19 protein-coding genes and 1 riboswitch are annotated in these 21,981 nt (G+C 73.7%); of the genes, 11 read left to right on the top strand and 8 right to left on the bottom strand.

All coding sequences use genetic code 11. The features are described 5' to 3' along the window. The first annotated feature begins 140 nt into the window (after positions 1-140). Both QF032_RS24455 and QF032_RS24450 read left to right on the top strand, forming a co-directional pair. The gene (locus tag QF032_RS24455; protein WP_307045391.1) at positions 141-830 is read left to right on the top strand and encodes a response regulator transcription factor; all 690 of its coding nucleotides are present in this window, start codon (positions 141-143) and stop codon (positions 828-830) included. After that, the gene (locus QF032_RS24450; protein ID WP_307045389.1) at positions 827-2,272 is read left to right on the top strand and encodes a sensor histidine kinase; all 1,446 of its coding nucleotides are present in this window, start codon (positions 827-829) and stop codon (positions 2,270-2,272) included. The genes QF032_RS24455 and QF032_RS24450 overlap by 4 nt, the downstream gene beginning before the upstream one ends. A gap of 182 nt (positions 2,273-2,454) precedes the next feature. Here the strand turns inward: QF032_RS24450 and QF032_RS24445 are convergent, their stop codons facing one another. Beyond that, positions 2,455-3,933 carry a metallophosphoesterase gene (locus QF032_RS24445; protein WP_307057493.1) on the bottom strand — a complete coding sequence of 493 codons (1,479 nt, stop codon included), beginning with the start codon at positions 3,931-3,933 and terminating at the stop codon, positions 2,455-2,457. 2 nt (positions 3,934-3,935) lie between these two features. After that, the gene (locus QF032_RS24440; protein ID WP_057584767.1) at positions 3,936-4,175 is read right to left on the bottom strand and encodes an SCO4848 family membrane protein; all 240 of its coding nucleotides are present in this window, start codon (positions 4,173-4,175) and stop codon (positions 3,936-3,938) included. A gap of 91 nt (positions 4,176-4,266) precedes the next feature. On the opposite strand from QF032_RS24440, the gene QF032_RS24435 reads away from it, so the two are divergent. Continuing rightward, positions 4,267-5,646: a D-alanyl-D-alanine carboxypeptidase family protein gene (locus tag QF032_RS24435; RefSeq protein WP_307045386.1), complete on the top strand. Its 1,380-nt coding sequence runs from the start codon at positions 4,267-4,269 to the stop codon at positions 5,644-5,646. On the opposite strand, the gene QF032_RS24430 is transcribed toward QF032_RS24435, so the two are convergent. After that, positions 5,600-6,517, bottom strand: coding sequence for a YihY/virulence factor BrkB family protein (locus QF032_RS24430; protein ID WP_306949659.1), 918 nt, complete (start codon positions 6,515-6,517; stop codon positions 5,600-5,602). The genes QF032_RS24435 and QF032_RS24430 overlap by 47 nt on opposite strands. A gap of 215 nt (positions 6,518-6,732) precedes the next feature. Between QF032_RS24430 and QF032_RS24425 the strand changes: the two genes are divergently transcribed. Then, the gene (locus tag QF032_RS24425) at positions 6,733-7,485 is read left to right on the top strand and encodes an SDR family NAD(P)-dependent oxidoreductase (RefSeq protein ID WP_306949660.1); all 753 of its coding nucleotides are present in this window, start codon (positions 6,733-6,735) and stop codon (positions 7,483-7,485) included. A 16-nt stretch (positions 7,486-7,501) separates the two neighbouring features. Here QF032_RS24425 and QF032_RS24420 read toward each other — a convergent pair whose 3' ends face one another. The 5 genes from QF032_RS24420 to QF032_RS24400 all read right to left on the bottom strand — a co-directional run bounded on the left by QF032_RS24420 (position 7,502) and on the right by QF032_RS24400 (position 12,614). Continuing rightward, positions 7,502-8,080, bottom strand: a complete 579-nt coding sequence (locus QF032_RS24420; protein ID WP_306949661.1) for a 2'-5' RNA ligase family protein — start codon at positions 8,078-8,080, stop codon at positions 7,502-7,504. Positions 8,081-8,256: 176 nt separating this feature from the next. Continuing rightward, a complete protein-coding gene (trpS, locus tag QF032_RS24415) occupies positions 8,257-9,270 on the bottom strand; it encodes a tryptophan--tRNA ligase (RefSeq protein ID WP_306949662.1) in 1,014 nt (337 codons plus the stop codon). A gap of 80 nt (positions 9,271-9,350) precedes the next feature. Next, a complete protein-coding gene (locus tag QF032_RS24410) occupies positions 9,351-10,805 on the bottom strand; it encodes a glycine hydroxymethyltransferase (protein WP_307057492.1) in 1,455 nt (484 codons plus the stop codon). A 31-nt stretch (positions 10,806-10,836) separates the two neighbouring features. Beyond that, positions 10,837-10,927, bottom strand: a riboswitch (ZMP/ZTP riboswitch). Between the two features lie 19 nt (positions 10,928-10,946). Continuing rightward, positions 10,947-12,173: a glutathionylspermidine synthase family protein gene (locus QF032_RS24405; RefSeq protein WP_307057490.1), complete on the bottom strand. Its 1,227-nt coding sequence runs from the start codon at positions 12,171-12,173 to the stop codon at positions 10,947-10,949. A gap of 66 nt (positions 12,174-12,239) precedes the next feature. Continuing rightward, entirely contained in the window at positions 12,240-12,614 is a 375-nt protein-coding gene (locus QF032_RS24400) for a hypothetical protein (protein ID WP_306949665.1), read from the bottom strand. Between the two features lie 131 nt (positions 12,615-12,745). Here QF032_RS24400 and QF032_RS24395 point away from each other — a divergent pair, with 131 nt between their 5' ends. From QF032_RS24395 to QF032_RS24365, 7 genes are all read left to right on the top strand, one after another. Then, the gene (locus QF032_RS24395) at positions 12,746-13,594 is read left to right on the top strand and encodes a hypothetical protein (RefSeq protein WP_307060358.1); all 849 of its coding nucleotides are present in this window, start codon (positions 12,746-12,748) and stop codon (positions 13,592-13,594) included. Between the two features lie 187 nt (positions 13,595-13,781). Beyond that, on the top strand, positions 13,782-14,357 hold the full coding sequence (locus QF032_RS24390) for an antibiotic biosynthesis monooxygenase (RefSeq protein WP_307057489.1): 576 nt from the start codon (positions 13,782-13,784) through the stop codon (positions 14,355-14,357). A 30-nt stretch (positions 14,358-14,387) separates the two neighbouring features. Beyond that, on the top strand, positions 14,388-16,577 hold the full coding sequence (gene pabB / locus QF032_RS24385) for an aminodeoxychorismate synthase component I (protein ID WP_307057487.1): 2,190 nt from the start codon (positions 14,388-14,390) through the stop codon (positions 16,575-16,577). Next, positions 16,574-18,220, top strand: a complete 1,647-nt coding sequence (locus QF032_RS24380) for a benzoate-CoA ligase family protein (protein WP_307057485.1) — start codon at positions 16,574-16,576, stop codon at positions 18,218-18,220. Before pabB ends, QF032_RS24380 begins: the two co-directional genes overlap by 4 nt. 41 nt (positions 18,221-18,261) lie before the next feature. Further along, complete coding sequence (locus QF032_RS24375) at positions 18,262-19,830, top strand: class I adenylate-forming enzyme family protein (protein WP_307045379.1); 1,569 nt, start codon at positions 18,262-18,264, stop codon at positions 19,828-19,830. Then, positions 19,827-21,032 (top strand): FAD-dependent monooxygenase, encoded by a 1,206-nt coding sequence (locus QF032_RS24370; protein WP_307057484.1) that lies wholly within the window; start codon positions 19,827-19,829, stop codon positions 21,030-21,032. The genes QF032_RS24375 and QF032_RS24370 overlap by 4 nt, the downstream gene beginning before the upstream one ends. Before the next feature lie 26 nt (positions 21,033-21,058). Further along, complete coding sequence (locus QF032_RS24365; protein ID WP_307045377.1) at positions 21,059-21,889, top strand: aminotransferase class IV; 831 nt, start codon at positions 21,059-21,061, stop codon at positions 21,887-21,889. Positions 21,890-21,981: the final 92 nt, after the last annotated feature.

The raw sequence follows: 21,981 nt of genomic DNA, 5'->3' as shown, positions 1-21,981 counted from the left end.
ATCGTCGGTCGGTCCCCCAGGTCCTGGGGACCAGGATCGGCGTCGGCGCGCCCGCGCGGACACGCGGACGGGCCGACTCTCAAGGAACTCCAAAGCGCGAACCGGCCCCGCCGGCCCGGGGGCCCGCCGATACTGGGGGCATGACGACGGCTTGTGGAACCGTGCTGGTCGTGGAGGACGAGCCGAGCATCGCGGACGTCCTCGCCATCGCCCTGCGCTATCACCGCTTCGAGGTCATGACCGCGGGCACGGTCCGCGACGCCCTCGCCCTCGCCGACCGCACCCGGCCGGACGCGGCCCTCCTCGACGTGATGCTGCCGGACGGCGACGGGCGGGCGCTGGGGCGCGAACTGCGGGCCCGCAGGCCCGACCTGGCGCTGGTGTTCCTCACCGCGCGCGACGCGCCGGCCGAGATCGTCGGCGCTCTCGGCTTCGGCGACGACTACATCACCAAGCCGTTCGACATCGACGTGGTGGTCGCCCGGATCACGGCGGTCCTGCGGCGCACCCGGCCGGCCGACGTCCTGCCGCAGCGGCCGCCGCTGCGCTACGGCGACCTGGAGCTGGACGAGACGACGTACAGCGTGCACCGGGCCGGCCGCTCGGTGGAGCTCACCCCCACCGAGTACGCGCTGCTGCGCTTCCTGGTGCGCAACGGCGGCCGGATCGTGCCCAAGGAGCAACTCCTGCGGCACGTCTGGCAGTACGAGCACACCCCGCCGGAGTCGACCGTCGTCGAGACCTACATCAGCTATCTGCGGCGCAAGCTGGACTCCCTGGGGCCGCCGGTGATCACCACCCGGCGGGGCGTGGGATACGGGCTGGCGTGAGGCGGGTCCACCGGCACGGCGTCCACTCCCTGCGCGCCAAGCTGACGGCGGCGAGCGTGGGGCTGCTCGCGCTCGGCATCGTCGTGGCGACCGCCGTCAGCCTGATGGGGATGCGGCACTACCTGCTCGACCAGGTGGACACCGAACTGACGCATCTGCGCGACTCGCTGGGCGGTTCGCGGCTCACGCTCAGCCAGATCGACTCGCTGAGCGCGCTGAGCGTCGTCAGCGACCGCCTCGCGCCCCGGGGCGGCGACGCGCCTCCCGCGCCGGACTCGGTGTTCACCGCCGTCGACGGCCGGGGCGCCGCCCTCACCCTGTTCGGCGTCGAGCCCACCGACGCCCAGCGCGGCCTCGCCGACGCCGTACGGGATCCGGGTGCGCTCGCCGCCGCCGACGGCCCGAGCGACGTCACCGTGCACGGCGTCCCCTACCGGGCGACCGCGACCCGGCTCTCCGACGGCACGTACATCCTGCTGGCCACCTCCACCGAGGCGCTCCACAACGGCATAGCGAAGGCCCTGAAGCTCGACCTCGCCGTCGGCACGCTGCTGCTGGCGCTGCTCGCCTGTCTGACGCTGTTCAGCGTGCGGCGGCGGATGCGGCCGCTGGAGGACATGGTGGAGACCTCGTCGGCGATCGCCGAGGGCGACCTGACCCGGCGGGTGCCCTCCAGCCGGCATCCCACCCACGAGGTCGAACAGCTGCGGCTGGCCCTGAACTCGATGCTCCATCAGGTGGAGACGGCGTACCGCACGCGCGAGCGCAGCGCGGCCCAGCTGCGCCGTTTCGTGGCCGACGCCTCGCACGAGCTGCGCACCCCGCTCTCCGCGATCCGCGGCTATCTCCAGCTGTACGACCAGGGGATGCTGGTGGAGCAGGAGGAGCGCCGGCGGGCCTGGGACCGGATGAACGGCGAGGTGGACCGGATGGGCCGGCTGGTCGACGAGCTGCTCATGCTGGCCCGTCTCGACCAGCGGCCCGAGCTGCGGCTGCGCACGGTGGACGTGAGCCGTCTGGTGCGGGAGTCGGCGCAGGACCTGCGGGCGCAGCAGCCCGGCCGGCCGGTGACCGTCGAGGCCGACGGGGCCGTGCTGCTACGGGCCGACGAGTCGGGGCTGCGGCAGGTGCTGGGCAACCTGGTCGGCAACGTCCGCACGCACACGCCGGCCGGGGTGCCGGTGCGGCTCGGCGTGGGGCGGGTGGACGGCGTCGTACGGCTGTGGGTGGAGGACGAGGGGCCGGGGCTGGCCGCCGAGGACGCGGCGCGGGTCTTCGACCGCTTCTTCCGGGCCGGCGGCGGCGCGGGCAGCGGGCTGGGCCTGGCGATCGTGCAGGGGGTCGTCGGGGCCCACGGGGGCGAGGTGAGCGTGCGGACGGCGCCGGGTGAGGGGCTGGCTGTGACGGTGACCTTGCCGAGCCGCCCGACGACCTGCGGATGAGCACGTCGTCGAAGCCCCGCCCGGTCGGGCTCCTGCCGGCGGTAGCCGGTGGGCCCCCACCTGCCTGCGTTCCGGGGCTCGGCGCCGGGTGAGTGCCCGGTGCCACGGGGGCGTACGCCCGGCGCGTGGGGTCCACCGCGCGGGCCGGGGCGCACGGCGGCTCCGATCCCGTCGGGCCCTTGTCAGGCGTGCCGGGAGGCCAGTTCGACGACGGTGATGTCGGACGGTGCGCCGACACGCGTGGGCGGGCCCCAGGCGCCGGCGCCCCGGGACACGTACAGCTGGGTGTCGCCGTGGCGTTCCAGTCCCGCCACGGTGGGGTTCGCGGCGGCGGCGACGAAGTTGCCGGGCCACAGCTGACCGCCGTGGGTGTGTCCGGAGAGCTGGAGGTCGACGCCGTGGCGCATGGCGTCGTGGATCTGGACCGGCTGGTGGGCGAGGAGCACGCAGGCGCGCGCGGTGTCGCGGTCGCCGAGCGCCCGGGTGAAGTCGGGGCCCTGCCCCTCGCTCTCGCCGGCGATGTCGTTGACGCCGGCGAGGTCGAACCAGGCGAGCTCGGTGCGCGCGTTCTCCAGCGGGGTGAGGCCGAGCCGGCGGACCTCCGCCACCCAGCTCTCGGCGCCGGAGAAGTACTCGTGGTTGCCGGTGACGAAGTAGCTGCCGTGACGGGCCCTCAGCTGCGAGAGCGGGGCGGCGGCCGGCCCGAGGTCCTTGACGCTGCCGTCGACGAGGTCACCGACGACCGCGATCAGGTCGGGCTGCGTCGCGTTGATCGTGTCCACGACCTTCTGGGCGAAGCCGCGGCCCAGTACCGGCCCCAGGTGGATGTCGCTGACCACGGCGATCCGGTAACCGTGGGCGGCCCGCGGAAGCTTGGCGAGCGGAACGGTCACCCGCTTGACGCGGGGTCCGCGCAGCACGCCGTAGGTGCCGTAGCCGACGGTCCCCGCGGCGGCCGCGGCCGCCGCGCCGGCCACCACCCGGGAGACGAACAGCCGACGGGACGGCGAGCACGCCCCGGAGCCCGGCCTGCCCGCCCCCGGCTGCGACTCCGACCCCGGCGCCGGCTCCGCTGACGCCGACCGCTCGGACGCCGGCTGCTTCGACGCCGGCTGCCGCGGGCCGGACTGCTCCGGCCCCGACCGGCCCGGCTCGGACTTCGCCGAACCGGGCTCCCCCGGAACCCGATCCCCCGGACCCGGCTTCCGCTGACCCGGCTCGCCCGGCCCCGGCGTGCCCGGTGCCGGTTTCGTCCCCGAGCCGGACTGCCCGGGGGCGGGCGCGCCCACCGGGACCGGGTCCGGCCGCGGAGGGGCGACGGACGTCCCGGCCGGGGCTGCGGCACGCGCCCGCTTCTCCAGGAAGCGGCGCAGCAGCGGCCGTACCGCCTCGCCCGCGACGACGCCCAGCAGCAGGTAGACCGACAGGGCCAGCCACAGGAAGCCGGGCCAGGCGAGGACCCGCTGGAGCCAGAAGGGAGCGCCGGCCCGCTCGGCGACCAGGGCGCCGACGGCGAGGACCCAGCCGCCGGCGATGAGCGCGGCGCCGCCGCGGCGGGCCCACCCGGGGCCGCGTGTGGTGTCGCGGAACAGCCGGCGCCACAGGTACCAGTTGCCCGTGACCAGCACGGTCAGTGCGACGAGCGCGAAGACGATCACCATGGCTATGACGTCCGGCCGAGTGCGCGCAGACCACGCAACCCGATGGCCCCGACGACCGTCCCCAATACGAAGGACACGACGGCCAGCGTGAGATGCACCCAGAAGTACGCGGTGGGGTCGCCGTCCTCGAACGCGAGCCCGCTGCTGTCCTTGACCAGGTTCTTGACGAAAGTGACCCAGATGATCCAGCTCCACACCCCGAAGGCGAGCAGGAACCAGGAGAGGCGGCGGCTGAGCGTCATGCGTTCAGTATCGCCGCCCGGTGTCCTGTTCCGTGACCGGGGTGGGGAGGGGAGCGCGACTTCGCGTCGCGGGCCGGGTACGTTCTGCGTCGTGCCCGCACCCATGAAGCCGACCGTCAGGCGTTCCCTGCTGGTCACCTCCGCGACCCTCGCGGCCCTCGCGCTGACCGCGCCCGTCTCGCTCGCCGTGCCGATCCCGCCCCCGGCGGCGCCCCGTCCGCCCTCGGCGTCGCCGTCCGCGTCGGCGTCGGCCTCGCCGTCCGCCGGGGCCTCGAAGGGGGCCTCGGCGTCGGCCAGTCCCTCGGTCACTCCCCCCGCGAAGATGTCGACCGTGGGCGGGACCCGGCTCGGGCAGGCCGGCACGCAGGTGACGATCGCGGGCGGCGCGCCGGTGCTGCCGAAGGACCTCACGGCGCGGTCGTGGATCGTCGCGGACGCCGAGTCGGGCGATGTGCTGGCCGCGCACAACGCGCACTGGCGGCTGCCCCCGGCGAGCACGTTGAAGATGCTGTTCGCCGACACCGTGCTGCCGCGTTTTCCCCGGACCACCGCGCACAAGGTCGACCCGAAGGACCTGGCCGGCATCGGCGCCGGCTCCAGCCTCGTCGGCATAAAGGAGGGCGAGACGTACACGGTCCACGACCTGTGGCTCGGCGTCTTCCTGCGGTCGGGCAACGACGCCGTGCACGTCCTGTCCGCGATGAACGGCGGCGTCGCCGCCACGGTCGCCCAGATGAACGCGCACGCCGACGAACTGCAGGCCCTCGACACCGATGTCGTCTCCCCCGACGGCTACGACGCGCCCGGCCAGGTCTCCTCGGCGTACGACCTGACCCTGTTCGCCCGTTCGGGCCTGCAGAAGAAGGACTTCCGGGAGTACTGCTCGACGGTCTCGGCCAAGTTCCCCGGTGCGACGACGAAGAACAAGAAGGGCAAGCCCAGCCGCGGGACCTTCGAGATCCAGAACACCAACCGGCTGCTCAGCGGCGACTACGACATCTCCCAGTACCCGGGCATCGCGGGCGTGAAGAACGGCAACACCACCAACGCGGGCGCCACCTTCACCGGCGTCGCCGAGCGGAACGGCAAGGTGTTGCTCGTCACGGTCATGAACCCGGAGAAGTCCGACCACAACGAGGTCTACAAGGAGACCGCCGCACTGTTCGACTGGGGCTTCCAGGCGGCCGGCAAGGTGACGCCGGTGGGCGAGCTGGTCGCACCGCGCGACGCGGCGCAGCCGAGCGCCCAGCCCGGCGCGAACCCGTCCTCGTCCGCGGGGGCCGGGCAGGCGGGCGGCGCGGCGGGGAACGCGTCGGGGAAGCCGGTGGCGGGCGCGGTGGCCGACGACGGCTCCGGCGGCATGTGGATCGCGCTGGCGATCACCGGCGGTCTGCTGGTGCTGCTCGCGGGCGGCGCATGGCTGGTCAACCGCCGCTGGCCGCTGCCGGACCTGGTACGACGTCGTCGCTGACGTCGATGTCCCGGGGGTCGTCGGGTGCGCTGCCGGTCGCCGTCCACGCCGCGCAGTACAGGACCAGCTTCGCGGTGAAGTTGATCCACAGCAGCAGGGCGACGGGCACGCCGAACGCGCCGTACATGCTCTTCGCGGCCACGCCCTGCATGTAACCGCTGAGCAGCAGCTTCAGCAGTTCGAAGCCGACGGCGCCGATGAACGCGGCGACGACGAGCCGGCGGCGGCCCGGTTCGACGCCCGGCAGCAGGGTGAGGACGTAGAGCAGCAGCAGGAAGTCGGCGAGGACGGCGACGGCGAACGCGGCGGACCGCAGCAGGACGCTGCCCCAGCCCCCCTGGTCGATGCCGAGTTCGTCCGTGATCCAGCCGACCAGTGCCGAGGCGACGGTGGAGATGGCGAGGGTGAGCAGGAGCGCGCCGCCGAGGCCGACGAGGACTCCCGCGTCCTTCGCCTTGGCGAGGACCGGGTTCTCGTCCTTGTCGGGCCGCTCCCACACCGCGCGCAGGCAGTCCCGCATCTGCCCGACCCAGCCGATGCCGGTGAGCAGCAGGACGGCGCCGGCGATGGATCCGACCGTGCCGGCGTTCTCGACCAGGCCGTGGATGTCGATCTGCTCGGAGATGCCGGGCACCTGGTCGGCGATCTTGTCCTGGAGCTCCTGCTGCCGGGACTCGCTCAGCGTGGCGGCGGCGACGGCCGCGGCCACGGTGAGCAGCGGGAAGAGGGCGACGAAGCTGACGAACGTCATCGCGGCGGCGAGCCGCGTCCACTTCACGCGGTCCAGGCGCTCGTACGACCGCCACGCGTGCGTGGCCATGAGGCGCGCGACCGCCGGCCCGATCCCGGGCAGCTTTCTGAGCCAGTCCATGAGCCCACTCTGCCCTCCTCCCGGAGGATGACGCCGAGGAGGGGGGTACGAGTACGCCGACGCCACCGGAACTCCGGCAATATCGAGCCACATCCCATTAATCGCCCATTCCGGGGATGATCGTCACGTTTCACGACCAGTCGCCCGAGCAGGGGCGATACCGTCGCCGACATGTCCGCCGAGACCGTCGCCGACACCGTTCCTCAGGAGCCCGCATGAAGGACGCCTCCGGCCTCCCCCAGTCCCTGCTCGTCCTCGGCGGCACGTCCGAGACCGCCCTGGCCACCGCGCGCCGGCTGATCGCCCGCCGCACCCGGACGGTGTGGCTGGCCGGGCGGCCGTCGCCGGCCCTGGAGTCGGCCGCCGCGAAGCTGCGGCTGCTGGGGCCGGACGTCCACACCGTGCCGTTCGACGCGCTGGACCCGGAGTCCCACCAGGCGGCCCTCGGGAAGGTCTTCGCCGAGGGCGACGTCGATCTGGTGCTGCTCGCCTTCGGCGTCCCCGGCGACCAGGCGAACGACGAGCGCGAGCCGGCGGCCGCGGTGCGGGTCGCGCAGACCAACTACACGGGGGCGGTGTCGGCCGGCCTCATCTCCGCGCTGGCCCTGCAGGCGCAGGGACACGGCTCGCTGGTCGTGTTCTCCTCGGTCGCCGCCGAGCGGGCCCGCCGCTCGGACTTCATCTACGGCTCCGGCAAGGCAGGCCTCGACGCCTTCGCCCAGGGCCTCGGCGACGCCCTGCACGGCACCGGCGTCCACGTCATGGTCGTACGCCCCGGGGCCGTGCGGACGAAGGGGACGGCCAGGCGGGCGGCGGCGCTGTCGACCACGCCGGAGGCGGTCGCCGTGGCCGTCGAACTAGGGCTGCGGCGCCGCTCGGAGACGGTCTGGGCGCCCGGGTCGCTGCGCGCGGTGACGTCCGTCCTGCGGCACCTGCCGCGGGGACTGTTCCGGCGCCTGCCGCTGTGAACCCGTCGGCCGGGGCTCAGCGCGCCGGCAGGGATCCCCGGTCGACGTGGGCGGCCTGCGGTGGCACCACCGTGCCGCCGAAGGGGTACTCGCGGAGCTTGCGCCAGACGCCGTCGGCACCCTGTTCGGCGAGGGCGAAGCCGGTGCAGGGCCACTCGGCCTCGTAGTCGGCGAGCTCCTCGAAGGCCCGGTCCATCGCCGCCTCGTCGATGCCGTGCGCGACGGTGACGTGCGGGTGGTAGGGGAACTGCAGCTCGCGCACGAGGGGCCCGGAGGCGTCCCGGATGCGCTGCTGGAGCCGGGCGCAGCTCTCCGCGCCCTGGACGACCCTCAGGTAGACCACCGGCGACAGCGGCCGGAAGGTCCCGGTGCCGGACAGCCGCATCGGGAAGGGCCGGCCGGCCGCCGCGACCTCGGTGAGGTGCGCCTCGACGGCCGGCAGCGCGCCGGCGTCGATCTCGGTCGGCGGCAGGAGCGTGACGTGGGTGGGGATGCCGTGAGCCGCGGCGTCGCCGAAGCCTGTGCGCCGCTCCTGGAGCAGGCTGCCGTGAGGCTCCGGGACCGCGATCGACACGCCGATCGTTACGGTCCCCACGTCTTCTCCTGTCGTCATGTCGTGATGGCGGGGTGTGGTGCCGGGTTCGTACTCAGTCGTACGGCTATCGACTGTACGACCCCGGCCGTGCTCTGGGCAGGCGCAGACGGAGTGATGTGCAGCGCTCCGCCCCGGGGAACACGTGTGCGGTGCGCCCCGGGTGCTCCGGAGCGCCTTCAGTGCTTCGCGGGCAGGAAGCCCATCCGCTCGTACGTCCGGGACAGCGTCTCGGCGGCGACGGCGCGCGCCTTCTCGGCGCCCTTGGCGAGGATCGAGTCGAGCGTCTCGGGGTCGTCCAGGTACTGCTGGGTGCGGTCCCGGAACGGCGTCACGAAGTCGACGACGACGTCGGCGAGGTCCGTCTTGAGCGCGCCGTAGAGCTTGCCCTCGTAAGCGATCTCCAGCTCGGGGACGCTGCGGCCGGTCAGCGTCGAGAGGATGGTGAGCAGGTTGCTGACGCCCGGCTTGTTCTCGGTGTCGTAGCGGATCACCGTGTCGGTGTCGGTGACCGCGCTGCGGACCTTCTTCGCGGTGGCCTTCGGCTCGTCGAGCAGGTTGATGAGGCCCTTCGGCGTGGACGCCGACTTGCTCATCTTGATCGACGGGTCCTGGAGGTCGTAGATCTTCGCGGTCTCGCGCAGGATGTACGGCTTCGGGATCGTGAACGTCTCGCCGTAGCGGCCGTTGAAGCGCTCGGCGAGGTCGCGGGTGAGCTCGATGTGCTGGCGCTGGTCCTCGCCCACCGGGACCTCGTGGGCCTGGTAGAGCAGGATGTCGGCGACCTGGAGGATCGGGTACGTGAAGAGGCCGACGCTCGCGCGGTCGGCGCCCTGCCGGGCGGACTTGTCCTTGAACTGCGTCATCCGGCTGGCCTCGCCGAAGCCGGTGAGGCAGTTCATGACCCAGGCGAGCTGCGCGTGCTCGGGGACGTGGCTCTGGACGAACAGCGTGCAGCGCTCGGGGTCGAGGCCGGCCGCGAGGAGCTGGGCGGCGGCCAGCCGCGTGTTCGCGCCGAGTTCCTTCGGGTCCTGCGGGACCGTGATCGCGTGCAGGTCGACGACCATGTAGAAGGCGTCGTGGGACTCCTGCAGGGCCACCCACTGGCGGACGGCGCCGAGGTAGTTGCCGAGGTGGAACGAGCCTGCGGTGGGCTGGATTCCGGAGAGCACGCGGGGTCGGTCAGAGGCCATGCCCCCTATTGTCTCAGAGCGCGGAGACCACCCGGAACGGGTCCCGGGCGGCCGCGCGGGCCGCCCGGGACGCCGACGGGTCAGCCGAGGTCGATCTCCGGGTACAGCGGGAAGCCCGCCACCAGGTCGGTCGCCCGGCGGGAGATCTCGTCCGCGATCTTCCCGTCCAGGACGTGGGAGGCCTTCGACGGCGCGCCCGACTTCGTGGTGCCGGGCTCGGCGGCCGTGAGGACCCGGTCGATCAGGGCCGCCACCTCGTCCATCTCCGCCGTGCCGAGGCCGCGGGTGGTCAGCGCGGGGGTGCCGATGCGGATGCCGGACGTGTACCAGGCGCCGTTCGGGTCGGCCGGGATCGCGTTGCGGTTGGTGACGATGCCCGAGTCGAGCAGCGCGGCCTCGGCCTGCCGGCCGGTGAGGCCGTAGGAGGAGGCGACGTCGATCAGGTTCAGGTGGTTGTCCGTGCCGCCGGTGACCAGGGTCGCGCCGCGCCGCGTCAGGCCCTCGGCGAGGGCGCGCGCGTTGTCGACGATGCGCTGGGCGTAGTCCTGGAAGGCGGGCTGCCGGGCCTCGGCGAGGGCGACGGCCTTGGCGGCCATGACGTGCGGGAGCGGGCCGCCGAGGACCATCGGGCAGCCGCGGTCGACCTGGTCCTTGAGGGAGTCGTCGCACAGGACCATGCCGCCGCGCGGGCCGCGCAGCGACTTGTGGGTGGTCGTGGTGACGATCTGGGCGTGCGGGACCGGGTCGAAGTCGCCGGTCAGGACCTTGCCGGCGACCAGGCCCGCGAAGTGCGCCATGTCGACCATGAGGGTCGCGCCGACCTCGTCGGCGATCTCCCGCATGATCCGGAAGTTCACCAGACGGGGATACGCCGAGTAGCCCGCGACGATGATCATCGGCTTGAACTCGCGGGCCGTCGTGCGCAGCGCGTCGTAGTCGATGAGGCCGGTCGCGGGGTCCGTGCCGTAGGAGCGCTGGTCGAACATCTTGCCGGAGATGTTCGGGCGGAAGCCGTGCGTGAGGTGGCCGCCGGCGTCCAGGGACATGCCGAGCATGCGCTGGTTGCCGAAGGCCTGGCGCAGCTCGGCCCAGTCGGCCTCGGAGAGGTCGTTGACCTGGCGTGCGCCGGTCTTCTCCAGGAAGGGGGCCTCGACGCGGTCGGCGAGGACGGCCCAGAAGGCGACGAGGTTGGCGTCGATGCCGGAGTGCGGCTGGACGTAGGCGTGGCGGGCCCCGAAGAGCTCGCGGGCGTGCTCGGCGGCGAGCGACTCGACGGTGTCCACGTTGCGGCAGCCGGCGTAGAAGCGGCGGCCGGCGGTGCCCTCGGCGTACTTGTCGCTGAACCAGTTGCCCATCGCGAGGAGGGTGGCCGGCGAGGCGTAGTTCTCCGAGGCGATCAGCTTGAGCATCTCGCGCTGGTCGGCGAGCTCCTGGCCGATGGCGTCGGCGACGCGCGGCTCGACGGCTCGGACGACGTCGAGGGCGGCGCGGAAGGCGGCGGACTCGGTGGACAGGGGTGCGGAATTCTCGGGCATCGGGACCTCCGGACGTGGCGTACGGCGAGTTCGGTTCGGCCCAGGCGCACGGCACTGTCACTGCTCACGGGCCGCTCCCCGATGGTCCGTCCCATCCCAGCGCGCCAGTCACGACCCGTTCAGCAGCCTACCGGGTACGGGTCAGAGGATCACGTGCGGGACGAAGCGGGCGTACTCGTCCGTGATCAGGCCGGCCGACTCGCGGATGCCGAGGCCGGCCGGCTCGCCGTCCACGACCCACGCGCCGAGGACGACGTGGTTGCCGTCGAAGGCGGGGAGCGGGGCGAGCGCCTGGTAGCAGCAGGGCTCGTCGTCGCGGACGACGGGATCGGCACCCTTCTCGTGGATCGTGACGCCGGCCCCTTCATCGGCACCCTTCTCGTGGATCGTGACGCCGGCCCCTTCACGGCCCAGCAGCGGCTTGGCGACGTAGCCGGTGGTCGCCGCGAGGTCGCGCGGGCCGTCGAGGTAGGCGGGCAGCAGGTGCGGGTGGCCGGGGTTCAGTTCCCACAGGACGGCGAGCAGCGCCTTGTTGCTGAGGAGCATCTTCCAGGCGGGCTCGATCCACAGGGTGCTGCCGGTGCCGCCGCCGTTGTCGAGGGTGTCGAGGACGTGGCCGGCGAAGCGGTCGGTGGTGAGCCATTCCCAGGGGTAGAGCTTGAAGCAGCTGCGGATGAAGCGGAGTTGTCCGTCGACGAAACGGCCGGACAGCGGGTCGAAGCCGATCTCCTCCATGGAGATCCAGTCGGTGTCCAGGCCGGCCTGCTCGGCGGTCTCCTTGAGGTAGGCGACCGTCATCAGGTCCTCGCCGAGCTCGTCGGCCGAGGAGTGCGCGAAGTAGAGGGGGTTGCCGGGCGGGAGCAGCGCGGCCTGCTTCTTCCAGGCGGCGACGAGGCGTTCGTGCAGGGAGTTCCACTGGTCGGCGGCGGGGAAGCGGTCCTCCATCCAGAACCACTGGGGGGAGGCGGCCTCGACGAGGGAGGTGGGGGTGTCGGCGTTGTACTCCAGGAGCTTCGCCGGTCCCGTCCCGTCGTAGCGGAGGTCGAACCGGCCGTAGACGGAGGGGAGTTCGGCGCGCCGCCGCCAGGCCTCGGCGACCGCCGCGGCGATCCGCGGGTCGGTGACGCCGAGGTCGGCGAGGCGGCCGGCGTCCACCAGGTGCTCGGCCGCCGCCAGGCACAGGGCGTGCAGTTCCTCGACGGTCTCCTCCAGCGTCTCGACCTCGTCGAGGGTGAAGGCGTAGTAGGCGCTCTCGTCCCAGTAGGGGCGCAGGCTGCCGTCGGGGTGGCGGGTGAGGGGGTAGACGAGGCCCTGTTCCTCGACGGTCCGCTGCCAGCCGGGGCGGGGTTCGACGGTGTGACGTCGCATGGGTGACGGTGTCCTGTTCAGCCGCTCGGGTCGTCGGATCGCCGGGTCGCCGGGTCGTCCGGTCGGTCAGCCGCCGGAGCTGCCCTTGTGGCTGCCGCCGTCGCCGTCTCCGCCGAAGCCGCCGCGGTCGACGCCGCTGCCGCCGCTGCTGCTCGACCCGCCGGAACCGCCGGACCCCTTGCCCGGCTTGCTGAGGGAGCCGCCGTCGACCCAGGAGCCCTGCTTCTTGCCGCCGTAGTACCAGACGCCGTTCGACGTGCTCTTGGAGGACTTGCAGTTCTTGTCGGCGACGACCTCGTACCCCTTGGCGAGGGTGTAGCTGTCGCGGTCGACGCACCGCTTGTCGGGGTCGGAGGAGCAGGCGGTGAGGGCGGTGGCGAGCAGCCCCACGCCTCCGAGCACGACCGTGCCCGAACGAAGTCGTCGACGTGTTTGCGCCATGTCCGTGTCTCCCCCTGGTCGCATCGCCCGTACGGCGATCTCCGGTCGACAGCCTAGACACCGGGACGAGAGCGCGCGGAGGCGACTCGGCGGCGGCCGGCTCGCCTACAGTCCGTTTCGTGCTCTGGGGAATGGTGTGCGCGCTCGGCGCGGCGGTCTGCTTCGGTGCGGCGACGGTGTTGCAGGCGATGGCGGCGCGGGCGGCTGCCGCCGGGGCGGGCGCCGGGGGCGGTCGCGGCGGGGACGCGGCGCTGCTGCTGCGGGCCGTGCGGCAGTGGCGGTACCTGGCGGGGCTGGGGCTGGACGGGCTGGGGTTCGTGTTCCAGATCGTCGCGCTGCGGTCGGTGCCGATCTACGCCGTGGGGGCGGCCCTCGCGTCGAGCCTCGCGGTGACGGCGGTGGTCGCCGCGCGGCTGCTGCACGTGCGGCTGAGCCGGATCGAGTGGGCGGCGGTGGCGGTGGTGTGCGCGGGGCTGGCGATGCTGGGGCTGGCCTCCGGCGCGGAGGGCGAGGAGAGCGGGCCGGCCGCCCTGCCGTGGGCGATGCTCGGCGCGGCGGTCGCGATGCTGGGGCTGGGGCTGGTCGGCGGGCGGCTGCCGGAGCGGGGGCGGGCGCTGGCGCTGGGCCTGGGCGCGGGGTGCGGGTTCGGGGTGGTGGAGGTGGCGGTGCGGTTGATCGACTCGTTGTCCCCCGGGGAACTGCTGACCGACCCGGCCCTGTACGCGCTGCTGCTGGGCGGCGGGGCCGCGTTCCTGTTGCTGACCACGGCCCTGCAGCGGGGGTCGGTGACGACGGCCACGGCGGGAATGGTGATCGGGGAGACGATCGGGCCGGCGGTGGTGGGCGTGGTGTGGCTGGGCGACCGCACCCGGGAGGGGCTAGCGTGGCTGGCGGTGCTGGGCTTCGTGGTCGCCATCGCGGGCGCGCTGGCGCTCGCCCGGTTCGGGGAGGCGCCGGAAACGACGCCGCCTTCGGAATGAAGGTCGTCCGGCGATCCCGGCTGCCCGTCCGGTGATCATCCGGCATGCGCGGCCGTTTCTCTTCTTTTTGATTCCGTCCGCAGGGTGACGAGACCCGCCGAAAGCCTCCTTTCGGACAGCGGGACGGCAGCGGTAAAAGTTTGAAGGACCTGTGAACGCAAGCGCTCTCTGACGCGTACTCGACGGTGTGACCAGTAATCCCGTCACCGTCACCGCCGCTTATCACGTGGTGCCGGGCCGAGAGGCCGACTTTCATTCCTGGGGGTGGGGCATGTTGGGCGCGAGCGCACAGCAGCCCGGATTCCTGGGAGGTGGTGTGCTCGTCGACGAAGGGGCGGAATGGCATGTGGTCTATCGCTTCGTCAGCGAAGGCGCGGCGCGCGCCTGGGAGGACTCGGCCGCCCGGGTGCGGTGGGACACCCGGGCACAAGGCATCGCCCGGCAGACCGACCGCCGCAGCGTGCGGGGGTCGAAGGCGTGGTTCGACGCCCAGGCGCCCACGCCGAAGCCGCCGGGCCCGCCGTCGAAATGGAAGTTGTGGTTCGTGAATATGAGCGCCGTTTTCCCGCCGGTGCTCCTCTTCAATCTCATCGTGCTTCCCTACCTCGGCGGACTCAATCCTTTCGTGCGCACGCTGCTGTTGTGTCTGTGCGTGACGGCCCTCGTCACCTGGATTCTCATGCCCCGCCTCCAGCGTTTCTTCAAGAAATGGCTGTATCCACCGCTCCAGGCACTCCGCGGTCGGCACAAACGCACCGCGTAGGCCAGAGAACGACCCTAGGGAGGTGGGCGGGTGAAAACCCTGCTCATCGACAATTACGACTCGTACACGTACAACCTGTTCCAGCTGATCGCCGAGGTCAACGGCGAGGAGCCGGTGGTGATCCTCAACGACGCCCCCGCGGACGCCGTCCCCGACCTCACGGCGTTCGACAACGTGGTGGTGTCGCCGGGTCCCGGGCATCCGGCGAAGGCGCGTGACTTCGGCATCAGCGCCCGTGTGCTGGCCGAGTCCCCGCTGCCGGTGCTCGGCGTCTGCCTCGGCCACCAGGGCATCGCGCTCGGGGAGGGCGGCCGGGTGTCCGCCGCCCCGCAGCCCCGGCACGGTCATCTGTCGGCCGTCCGGCACGACGAGCGGGACCTGTTCCAGGGGCTGCCCCAGAACTTCACCGCCGTCCGCTACCACTCGCTGGCCGTGCGCGAGCCGCTGCCCGACTCCCTGGAGGCCACGGCCTGGGCGGAGGACGGCGTCCTGATGGGCCTGCGGCACCGCGAACGGCCGCTGTGGGGCGTGCAGTTCCACCCGGAGTCGGTGCTCACCGAGTACGGCCACCGGATGCTGGTGAACTTCCGCAACCTCACGGCCGAGCGGGCCCGCAAGACGCGGACGAAGAACACCGCGGTCACGCCGGCGGCCGCCGCGATGCCGCGGCAGAGGGTGACCGTCCCCGGACCGCGCCGGGGAAGCGGGCCCGCCTACCGGCTGCACACCCGCCGCATCGCCGTGGCGATCGACGCGGAGGCCGCCTTCACCCGGCTGCACGCCGACGCGCCCCGGGCGTTCTGGCTGGACAGCTCACGGGTCGAGCGCGGCCTGTCCCGGTTCTCGTTCTTCGGCGACGACAGCGGTCCGCTCGCCGAGTTCGTCCGCTACGACGTCGAGGCCGGGCTCTGTGAGATCGAGCGGGCCGGACGGCCGACCCGCAAGGTCCGGGCGAGCGTCTTCGACTACCTCAAGCGGCAGCTCGCGAGCCGCCGGGTCGACGCCACCGGGCTGCCCTTCGACTTCACCGGCGGCTACGTCGGCTACTTCGGCTACGAGACGAAGGCCGACTGCGGCTCCCCGAACCGGCACCGCTCCGCCGTCCCGGACGCCTGCTGGCTGTTCGCCGACCGGCTCGTCGCGGTGGACCACCAGGAGGGCTTCACCTACGCCGTCTGCCTGGCCGAGGACACCCCGCAGGCCGCCCTGGAGGCCGCCGACTGGCTCGAGGGCACACTGGCCCGGCTCACCTCGCTGCCCGCGGAGTCCGACCGGGCGCCCGACGGGGCGCGGCCCGCGGCTCCGGGGCCGTCGGCGCAGGCGGATCTCGGGGCCGTCGAACCGTGGCTGGTGCGGGACCGCGAGACCTACCTCGCGGACATCGCGGCCTGCCGGCAAATGCTCGCGGCGGGCGTCAGCTACGAGATCTGCCTGACCGACGCCGCCCGGTTACCCGCACCGGCCGACGCCCTCGCCTTCTACCGGACGCTGCGCCGCGTCAACCCCGCCCCCTACGCGGCCTTCCTGCGCCTCGGCGACCTCGACGTGGCCGGCTCCTCGCCGGAGCGGTTCCTGCGGATCACCCGGGACGGGGTCGCCGAGACCAAGCCCATCAAGGGCACCGCGCCGCGCGGCGCCGATCCGCTGGAGGACGCCCGGCTGCGGGACGCGCTGGCGGCCGACGCCAAGACGCGCGCCGAGAACCTGATGATCGTCGACCTGCTCCGCAACGACCTGGGGCGGGTCTGCCGGACCGGCACCGTGCGGGTCTCGCGGCTCATGGCCGCCGAGACGTACGCCACCGTGCACCAGCTCGTCTCCACCGTGGAGGGACGGCTGCGCGAGGACACCGACGCGGTGGACTGCGTGCGCGCCTGCTTCCCCGGCGGCTCGATGACCGGCGCGCCGAAGCTGCGCACCATGGAGATCATCGACCAACTGGAGACCCAGGCGCGCGGCGTGTACGCGGGCGCACTCGGCTATCTGGGCTGCAGCGGCGGCGCGGACCTGAACATCGTCATCCGCACCGCGGTCCTCGCCGACGGTTCGATGCAGCTGGGGGCGGGGGGCGCGATCGTCCTCGACTCCGATCCGGTCGCCGAGTACGACGAGATGCTGCTGAAGACGGCCGCGCAGATGCGGGCCCTGCGGGAGGACGCCGAGGACGGGACGGCGGCCTCGCAGCCGGGCCCCGCCACCGCCGAGGAGGCCGCCCGATGACGACACGACGCCCCACGACGGCACCCCGCCCCATGACGGCACCCCGGGCCACGCCGGCTCCACAGGTCACGCCGGCGTCCCCCGCCGCGGCGGCTCCGCGTGCCTCGGCCGTGCCCCGGCCGAGGAGGAACGGCGACGGCGACGCGCCCGGCAACCTGGCCGCGGCACTGGCCGACCTCGCCGAGCGGCGGGGCTGGGCCGGGCGGGCCGCGTTCCACCAGGGGCACCGGCGCTTCACCCACGGCGAGGTGCACGATCTCGGGGCACGGGCGGCAGGGGTGCTCGCGGACCACGGGGTGCGGGCCGGCGACCGGGTGCTGCTCGCGCTGCCCGACGGCCTGGCGTGGGTGGCGGCATTCCTCGGCGTCGCCCGGCTCGGGGCCGTCGCCGTCCTGGTCAACCCCGAACTGCCCGCCGCCGAGCACGCGTTCATGGCCAAGGACACCGACGCCGTGCTCTGCCTGACCGGGCCGGGGCTCGAGGACCGGGAGAACCGGCAGGACCGCTTCGCCGGACGGGCGCGGCTCGGCGCCGACGAGCTCCTCGCGCTGGCCCCCGCCGCCGAACCGGCCGCCGTCCACCCGGTCGACGCGCACGCGCCGCTGTACGTGCAGTACACCTCCGGCACCACGGGCCGTCCCAAGGGCGTCGTGCACGCGCACGGCGACCCGAAGGCGTACCACGACCTGATCGGCCGGCGGCTGCTCGGGATCACCGAGGAGGACGTCACCCTGTCGGTGTCGAAGCTGTACTTCGCGTACGGCATCGGCAACGCCTTCGTCTTCCCGCTGTTCTCCGGGTCGTCCGCCGTGCTGGTGGACCGGCGTCCCACGCCCGCCGCCGTCGACGAGCTCGTCGCCCGGCACCGGGTCACCCTCCTCTACTCGGTGCCGTCGGCGTACGCGGCGCTGGTCGCCGACCGGGGCAGCGGGCACGGGGACTGCTTCGCCTCGGTGCGCGCCGCGGTGTCGGCCGGCGAGGGCCTGCCGGACGGCCTCGGCGTCCGGGTCGCCGAGCTGCTCGGCGCGCCCGTGCTGGAGCAGATCGGCTCCACCGAGGCCGGTCACGCCTTCTGCGCCAACAGCCTCGGCCACGACCGTCCCGGCACCGTCGGGCGTCCCGTGCCGGGGTTCGAGGTGGAGCTGCGCGACCGGGCCGGGCGGCCGGTGCCGGACGGCGCGGAAGGGGAGATGTGGGTGCGCGGGCCGACGCTGACGTCCGGCTATCTGAACCGGCCGGAGGAGACAGCACGCACCCTGGTCGGCGGCTGGCTCGCCACCCACGACCGGGCCCGCCGCGAGCCGGACGGCTCCTTCCGGCATCTGGGCCGCACCGACGACATGGAGATGGTCGGCGGGATCACCGTCTCCCCGCTGGAGGTGGAGGCCGTACTGCGGACCCGCCCGGCGGTGCGCGAGGTCGCGGTCGCCGCCGTCACGGACGGGCGCGGCTCCAGCCGGCTGCGCGCCTTCGTGGTCCCCGCCGGCCCGGTCGCCGCCGGCCTCGAGGACGACCTCCTCGCCCTGGCGCGCGAGCACCTCGCCGCCTTCAAGGTGCCGAGGAGCGTCAGCTTCGTGACGTCCCTGCCGCGCACCGCCACCGGAAAGCTCCGCCGCCATCTGATCCGCCAGGGGGCGTGGTGACCCCCACGGGTCCCCACCGCACGGCCGAAAGGAACAGTCACATGTCGCAGCCACGCCTGCTCGCCGACCGCGGGTTCTATCTGGGCCCCCTGTTCCGGCGGGCGGCCGACCGGCACGGCGCCGTGTTCGTCACCCTGGACCGGCCGCTGGACACCCATCCCGGCCTCGGCGTCGACCTCGACTACACGGTCCTCGCCGACGTGGTCGAGGAGCTGTCGGGACGGCTGTGGGCGGCCGGGGTACGGCCCTCCGAGCAGGTGGCCCTGCACAAGACGGACAACGTCGACATCGTCCTGCTGACCTGCGCGATCTCCCGCATCGGCGCGGTGCCCGTGCTGCTCTCCCCCGGCCTCGCGGGCCCGGTCGTCGGGCAGCTGCTGGAACGGCTGCGGGAACCCTGGCTGATCACCGACAGAGCCAAGCTGGAGGGTCCGCTGAAGGGCGTCGGGGTCCGCGTGCGGCGGACGCTGTCCGTCGACGCCGCGCCCGGCGCCGAGCCGCTGGCCGGGTTCACCTGTGCCGGGCCTCCCGCGCCCGTGCGGCTGCACCCCCGCGAGCCCGCGCTGATCACCCACAGCTCCGGCACCACCGGCGTCCCCAAGCTGGCCGTGCACTGCCCGAACACCATGTGGAACCGGCTGGTCCCGCAGCAGGCGATGGGCTGGCCCACCCGCGGCGAGACGGCCGCGCTGCACATGTCGTTCGTGCACTCGCGCTTCTACCACCTGCTCGGCGTCCTGCTGCGCTTCGGCAGCCCGCTGGTGCTGATCACCGACCCGGACCCGGCCGCCGTACGGCCGCTGCTGGTCCGCCACCGGCCCGGCATCGTCGAGACCCACCCCAACACGTTCGTACTGTGGGAGGAGCTGGCCGACGCGCCCGGCGCCCCGCTGTCCCAGGTGAAGTCGTACGGCTCCACGTTCGACGCGATCCACCCGCGCACGGTGCGCCGGCTGCTGGGCGCGTCGACACGCCGTGCCCCCTGGCTGGTCCAGCTGTACGGGCAGAGCGAGACGGGCCCGGTCGCGGTCCAGTGGTTCACCCGGCGCAGCGCGCAGCGGGCGGACGGCCGCCGGGTCGGAACGGGCATCCCCGGCTTCACCCGGCTGCGGATCACCGGCCCCGACGGCCGTCCCGTCGCGCCCGGCACGCCCGGCCGGATCGAGGCGCGCACCCGGGGACGCATCCTCACCTACCTCGGCGCGCGGGCGCAGTACGAGCGCCAGCTCGACGACGGATGGTGGCAGATGGGCGACATGGGCGTCCTGAGCCGGCTGGGCGCGCTGCGTCTGATCGACCGTGAGATCGACCGGATCGACGCCGTGCACAGCAGCCTGGAGGTGGAGGACGCGCTGATGGAGCGTCTGGAGGAGCTGCGCGAGGTGGTCATCGTGCCCGGCGCGGACCGGGAGCCGGTGCCGGTGGTGTGCGTGCGGGGCGAGCGGCCGCTCGATCCGGAGCGCTGGCGGGCGGCCACGGCCGATCTGCCCGCGATGGCCGAGCCGCGGCAGTGGCGGTTCGAGGAGCTGCCGATGACGGCGACCTGGAAGGTGAAGCGGGTGGAGATCACCCGCCTGCTGACCGGGACGCCGCGGAGCGTGCCCGCGTGAACCCGGCCGTCGTGGTGGGCGCGGGCCCGGTCGGTCTGTCGGCGGCGCTCGCGCTGCGCGCGCACGGGCTGCCGGCGCTGGTGCTGGAGGCGGACCCCGAGGACCGTGAACGGCCGGGCAGCCGCGCCCTGTTCGTGCACCGCGAGACCCTCGCGCTGCTCGACGGGGTGGCGCCCGGGCTGGCCGCCGAGATCACCGCCTACGGGCGCACCTGGCACACCCGGCGGACCCTGTACCGGGGCCGGGAGGTGTACGCCCGCACGTTCCCGCCCCGGTCCGGACCTCAGACGGCGCTGCCGCCCTTCACCAGCCTGCGCCAGGTGGACACCGAGCGGTTCCTGCGCGCCGCCTGCGCACGGGCGGGGGTCGAGTTCGTGTGGGGGGCGCGCGTCACGGACGTACGCACCACGCCGGACGGGGCCGTGCTGGGCGGCGAGGACGGGCGGGAGTGGCACGCCGGGCACGTCGTCGCCGCCGACGGGGCCCGCTCGGCGGTCCGGCGCGGGCTGGGCATCGCCATGGAGGGCGTGCGCGGCGAGGGCTTCCACGTCGTCGTGGACGTGGCCGACGTGCCCGGCGCCGAACTGCCGCTGGAGCGCGTCTTCCACTACGAGCATCCGGGGGTGGGCGGCCGCAGCGTGATGCGGGTGCCCTTCACCGGGGGCTTCCAGGTCGACCTGCAGTGCCGCGACGACGACACGGAGGAGGCCTTCGGCACCGAGGAGGCCGTACGGCGTTGGCTGCCGGCGGTCGTCGGCGACGGGTACGGCGGGGCCGACGGCCACGACCGGCGGATCCTGTGGGTGTCGACGTACCGCTTCCTGCGCAAGGTCGCCGCGTCGTTCGCCGATCCGCACCGGCGGGTGCTGCTGGTCGGCGAGGCGGCGCACCTGTTCCCGCCGTTCGGGGCGCGCGGCATGAACAGCGGGATCGCCGACGCGGTGGCGGCGGCCGGGGCCGTCGCCGCCGGCACGGACCGGGCCGTCGAGGAGTTCGCCGGGACGAGGCGGGCGGCGGGCCTGTTCAACAGCGCCGCCGCGGGGCTCGCGCTGGAGCATCTGCGCCCCCGGCGCCGGACCGTACGGCTCCGGCAGCGGGCGGCGGCGGCCCTGGCGCCGGTGCTGCCCTCGTGCGGGTCGTGGCTGGAGCACGCTCCGTACGGGCCCCGGGGCGGGGCGCCGGCGGCGGCCGGCAAGTACTGAGCGGGACGTCCGGAGAGGAACAGGCGATGACGCAGACGATGACTCAGGCGATGACGCGGGCCACGACGCGGGCGACGGTGGTGGAGGGGCTGTCGGGGTGGACGTCGGCCGGGGGGCTGCTGCCCGCCGCCGAGGCCGGCGGGCGGCTGCTCGTCGCGGACTCGTGGCTGGTGCGTGACGGCCGGGTGCGCGGCCTGGAACGGCACCGGGAGCGGTTCCTGCGGGCCTGTGGCGAGTGCAGCGGTCCGCCGCTGCGCCGGCTGGTGGAGTTCTGGCGGGACGTGACGGCCGCCCTGCCGCGGTCCGGCGAGTGGTTTCCCCGGGTGGAACTCGCCGCCGGTTCGCTGGAGTTGCGGCTGCTGCTGCGGCCCGCCCCGCAGCTCGAGCCGGACATCCGGGTCTGGGCCGCGGGCCAGCCCGATCCGCGGACCGTGCCGCGCCGCAAGGGGCCCGACCTCGACGCGCTGGCCCGGGTGCGCCGCCGGGCGTCCGGCGCGGGCGCGACGGAGGCGGTGCTGGTCGCGTCCTCCGGGGCGGTCCTGGAGGCGGCCACCGCGAGCGTCCTGTGGTGGGAGGACGACACCCTGTGTCTGCCGCCGCCCAGGCTGCCGGTCCTGGCCGGGGTGACCGGGCAGCTGATCCAGGAACGGGCCCACCGCCTCGGCGTCCGGGTCGTGCACCGCGAGCGGACGCCCGCCGAGCTGGACGGCCGGGAGGTGTGGCTGGTGAACGCGCTGCACGGCATCCGCCCGGTCACGGCCTGGGTGGGAGGCCCGCTCACTCCCGGGCCGGCGGTGCGGGCGGCGGAATGGCGGCGGTGGCTGGATTCCCTGGGCGAGCCGCTGCCCCGGATATAGCCCGGATATCACCCACATGCCGCCCGAAGAAATACGGGCACCGGCCGACTGAACCGGTGCCCGCATTTCGCATTTCGCTTTTCCCTGAATTC

Source organism: Streptomyces achromogenes (assembly GCF_030816715.1).
Taxonomy (GTDB): domain Bacteria; phylum Actinomycetota; class Actinomycetes; order Streptomycetales; family Streptomycetaceae; genus Streptomyces; species Streptomyces achromogenes_A.
Note: the sequence above shows the minus strand (reverse complement) of the source record. Positions and strands in the feature narration are given on the sequence as shown.